Source organism: Deinococcota bacterium (assembly GCA_030858465.1).
GTDB lineage: Bacteria > Deinococcota > Deinococci > Deinococcales > Trueperaceae > JALZLY01.
In genome coordinates, this window is record JALZLY010000225.1 from 1 (window position 1) to 3,728 (window position 3,728).

6 protein-coding genes are annotated in these 3,728 nt (G+C 65.7%); 4 read left to right on the forward strand and 2 right to left on the reverse strand.

Features of this window, described 5'->3' with window-relative positions; all coding sequences use genetic code 11:
* Positions 1-222, reverse strand: a 222-nt coding sequence (locus tag M3498_11495) for a type IV pili twitching motility protein PilT (protein MDQ3459909.1), incomplete at its 3' end; no start/stop codon positions are given.
* A 402-nt stretch (positions 223-624) separates the two neighbouring features.
* Between M3498_11495 and M3498_11500 the strand changes: the two genes are divergently transcribed.
* The 4 genes from M3498_11500 (at position 625) to M3498_11515 (ending at position 3,179) form a co-directional block, all read left to right on the forward strand.
* Positions 625-1,113: a hypothetical protein gene (locus M3498_11500; GenBank protein ID MDQ3459910.1), complete on the forward strand. Its 489-nt coding sequence runs from the start codon at positions 625-627 to the stop codon at positions 1,111-1,113.
* Positions 1,114-1,134: 21 nt separating this feature from the next.
* Complete coding sequence (locus M3498_11505) at positions 1,135-1,305, forward strand: hypothetical protein (protein MDQ3459911.1); 171 nt, start codon at positions 1,135-1,137, stop codon at positions 1,303-1,305.
* A 112-nt stretch (positions 1,306-1,417) separates the two neighbouring features.
* The gene (miaB, locus tag M3498_11510; protein MDQ3459912.1) at positions 1,418-2,716 is read left to right on the forward strand and encodes a tRNA (N6-isopentenyl adenosine(37)-C2)-methylthiotransferase MiaB; all 1,299 of its coding nucleotides are present in this window, start codon (positions 1,418-1,420) and stop codon (positions 2,714-2,716) included.
* Positions 2,717-2,723: 7 nt separating this feature from the next.
* Positions 2,724-3,179, forward strand: a complete 456-nt coding sequence (locus tag M3498_11515; GenBank protein MDQ3459913.1) for an NUDIX domain-containing protein — start codon at positions 2,724-2,726, stop codon at positions 3,177-3,179.
* On the opposite strand, the gene M3498_11520 is transcribed toward M3498_11515, so the two are convergent.
* Positions 3,176-3,728 (reverse strand): hypothetical protein (locus M3498_11520; protein MDQ3459914.1); only part of this gene is annotated, 553 nt, incomplete at its 5' end. The two genes, M3498_11515 and M3498_11520, sit on opposite strands and share 4 nt — an antisense overlap.

Sequence of the window (3,728 nt, forward strand, 5' to 3'; positions counted from 1 at the left end):
GCTGAAGGCGGTGTCCACCTGGTGCTTGTCGGCGAACACCGCTCGCTTGCGCTCGTCGCACATGAGGTCGACGAAAGAAGCAGTCAGGGCGGGCGCGAGGACTTGTTGCCCTACCGGCAGCAGCCGACCGCTCACACGCACCATGGGCTTCAAACCGGCATGAAGATGGATGTCCGACGCCCCCATCTTCACGAATTGCGCGAGCATATCGTCAAGGGTCATAAAGGCCATTGTAGCGCTCGGTCCGAGATAAGCGCGATAAGAGCGCGATAAGACGGTACAAGGGCGGAGTGGCCTGATGGCCCGTCCATCTTCTTGTGACGGTCGTTGCGAGGAGCGGGTTTCGCGAAGCACTCCGCAGGAACGAAGTCGTGCGCAGCAAGGTGACAATCTCATGGTTTGTCCCCCGGGTCGGAGAAGCTAACAAGCGGCAAGCGGACCAGCCTCGAGCACGGCTAGACAACCTTGGGAGGCAGCGCAAAGGGTGGGGCAATGATTCGATCCTGGACCTGGGCCGCCAAGCACCGGCGACCCAGACACCTCGAGCCTCGGCTTGGGCGTTACCAGGCGCCCAAACGGAATATGTCATGATCGGCAAGATGGTTCGAGGAGGACTGAGCAGGGATGATGACAGCGCACACGGCGAAGACCTGGCATGGACTCGTCCTGGACGAAGGCGAAGCCATCGTCGCCGAGTACGGGCCCAGCTTTCGTGGCAACGCCCTCAACTACCTCATCTTCTTCGTCGGCATGGTGGTGATCTTGGGCGGCGAGGCGACCGCCGGGCTTGCGGCCGTGACCTTCACGGCCATACTCGTCCATTATGGCCTCCACCAGCAGACTTGCTGGGCGGTGAGCAGCAAGCGCCTGCTCGAGCGTCCCGGCGCGTTTAGGGGAGCGCGCAGCGTCGACCACCACAGCATCCGCGCGCTCGAGATCAAGCGCTCCCCGCTCGCGTCGCTCTTTGCCACCGCGCAGCTTGTCGTTACCGTCAAAGGGGCCGGGCATCCTCTCCTCCTCTGGCGACAGGCGAACCCCGATGAGGTGCACGCCACCCTTCAAGGTGCTATGCAGGGAGCGAGACCCCGACCCAAGCCTCGGCGTTCGCCTTGAGCCTTCAAAAGGAGCACGACCATGCCACACGTCAGCAAGCAGCCCAAGCACACCCTGAAGAGGCCGCGTTTTCGCGCTGCAAGCAGTTTCTTCCAAGCCGCCGCCATCCCGGCGATCATCGCCGCCCTGATCGCTCTGGTATTTGCTGGAGAATACGTCTTGAGCTCGCTCATGGACGCCCTCGGACGGTAGGAGGCGGCTGTTCATCAAAGCCCTTCCTCGGCGATGAATTTGCGCTACAGTGAAGGCTGTTGTTGGGAAGGTGATCGCTACGAGAGCGCACGTCATAACTTACGGCTGTCAGATGAACGAGTACGACACCCACGCCATCCTCTCCGAGCTGGTGGCGGGCGGTCACAGCGTGGTGGATTCGGTCGAGGACGCCAATCTGGTGGTCTTGAACACCTGCGCGGTGCGCGGCAAGCCGGTGGAGAAGGTCAACACCATGCTGGGCGAGCTGCGCAAGCGCAAGGGGCGCGGCCAGGCGCTGACGGTGGCCGTGATGGGCTGCTTAGCGCAGCTCGCGGAGGGTCAGGACCTCGCCAAGAAGTTCGGCGTGGACATCCTCATCGGGCCGGGCGCCATCACCGACATTCTGCCGGCTTTGGAGGCGCTTGAGAGCGGGCAGGCGAAGTACACCAGCTTGGACTTCAAGGAGGACCTGGTGCATTATAGCCCGCCGGCGCAGGGTACGCTGTCGGGCTTTTTGACCATCATGCGCGGCTGCAACCACCACTGCACCTACTGCATCGTGCCGCAGACGCGGGGGCCCGAGGTCTCCCGCCCGGTCGCGGCCATCCTTGCCGAGGCCGAGGCGATGAAGAAAGCGGGCGCGCAAGAGCTCTACCTCTTGGGTCAGAACGTCAACTCCTACGGCCTGGGCCTAGCGGCTTATCCCTCGTTTGCCGAACTCCTGCGCCTGGTGGGAAGTTTGGGCATCCCGCGGGTCAAGTTCACCACCAGTCACCCCATGAACTTCACCTCGGACATCATCGACGCGGTGGCCGAGACCGAAGCGGTTTGCAACACCATCCACCTGCCGGTGCAGTCGGGCAGCGACCGGGTGCTAAGGCGCATGGCGCGGGAGTACCGGCGCGAAGGCTACTTGGACATCATCCGTGAAATCAAGGCGAAGATCCCCGAGGTGGTCCTATCGACCGACATCATCGTCGGTTTTCCGGGCGAGACCGAGGAAGACTTCAAAGAGACTCTGTCGCTCTACGACGAGGTCGGCTACGATAGCGCCTACATGTTCCTCTACTCGGCGCGGCCGGGCACGCCCTCCTTTAACCATTTCGACGACCTGCCCAAATGGGTCAAGACCGAGCGGCTCGCGCGGCTCATCGAGCGGCAGAAGCACTGGTCACATAAGCGCAACGGGCGCTGGCTGGGCCGCGAGCTGCGGGTGCTCGTCAAGGAGGTCTCGCAAGACGGCGAACACATGGTCGGCCACAGCGACCAGAACCACACCGTCTTGGTGCCCAGGGCGCAGGTAGAGAGGCCCGGCCTCTACCCCGTCAGCATCGACAACGCCACGCCGCACGCCCTCTACGGCACCGTCAAGGGCGCCAAGGCCGAAACCATTCCCTTGGTCATGGCCTGACGGGCGCTTGGAGACTGCCCCGCTCAGCCGCGACTTCACCGCCACCGCCTTCGTGCTGTGGCAGGGAAGCACGCTCCTGCACCGCCACAAGGGGCTGGGCATGTGGTTGCCCTGCGGCGGGCACATCGAGCCGAACGAACTGCCCGACGAGGCCGCCGTCCGCGAGGTGTTCGAAGAGTCGGGCGTGCCGGTCGTCCTGGTGGGCGAGCGGGCGCTCCGCAGCGAGCCGCCCCGGCAGCTCATCCGGCCGCGCGGCGTGCAACTCGAGACCATCCTTCCCGGCCACGAGCACATCGACCTCATCTACTTCGCGGTGCCCGCGCCCGGCTACGAGGGCGCGCTGCTCGAGACCGACCCTACGCTCGGCTGGTACAGGCCCGAAGCGCTCGAGACGATGACGCTCACGGACGAGATCCGCGCCTGGCTGGCCCTGGCCTTCGCCGAGATTCCCGAAGGGCGCTAGGGGGCGAACTTGCTCAGCGCTACTTGCGCGGCGGTGCGCAAGTAGGCCTCGCGGCTACGGAGCAGGGCCCGCAGCGCCGCCTCCCCTACCCGGTGCCGGCCGCAGAGGCGGGCGGCCTCGAGCCTGATTTGCACCGAGGGGTGCTCGGTGAGTGTGGGCAGGAGGCGCAAGAAGGGCTCCGGCGCCAGGACGCCCAGTGCCCGCAGGCTCGCTAGAGCGGGGCGCTCGTCGCCCTCCAGGTGGCGCAGCAGGACCGGCGTCGCCGCTTCCAAACCGCCGAGCAAGCCGAGGCCGACGGGCTTCTGCCCTTCCGGCAGGGCCTCCAAGCACTCGAGCAGGCGCTCGCGCGCGCCCGGGATATCCTGCTGGGCGGCCTCGAGGACCTCGGCCGGCGTCGACCCTAGCGGCTGAGTCTGTCGAGGCGTCGGGCGTGGTGGCGGGCGTGGTGGCGGGGCTGGTGCAGCGGGTACCGACACCCGCGGTCGGCTCGCGGCAGGCATGGCGGCTCGAAGACCCTCCCTCAAGGCCGGGCGACACACGTCGCAGTCC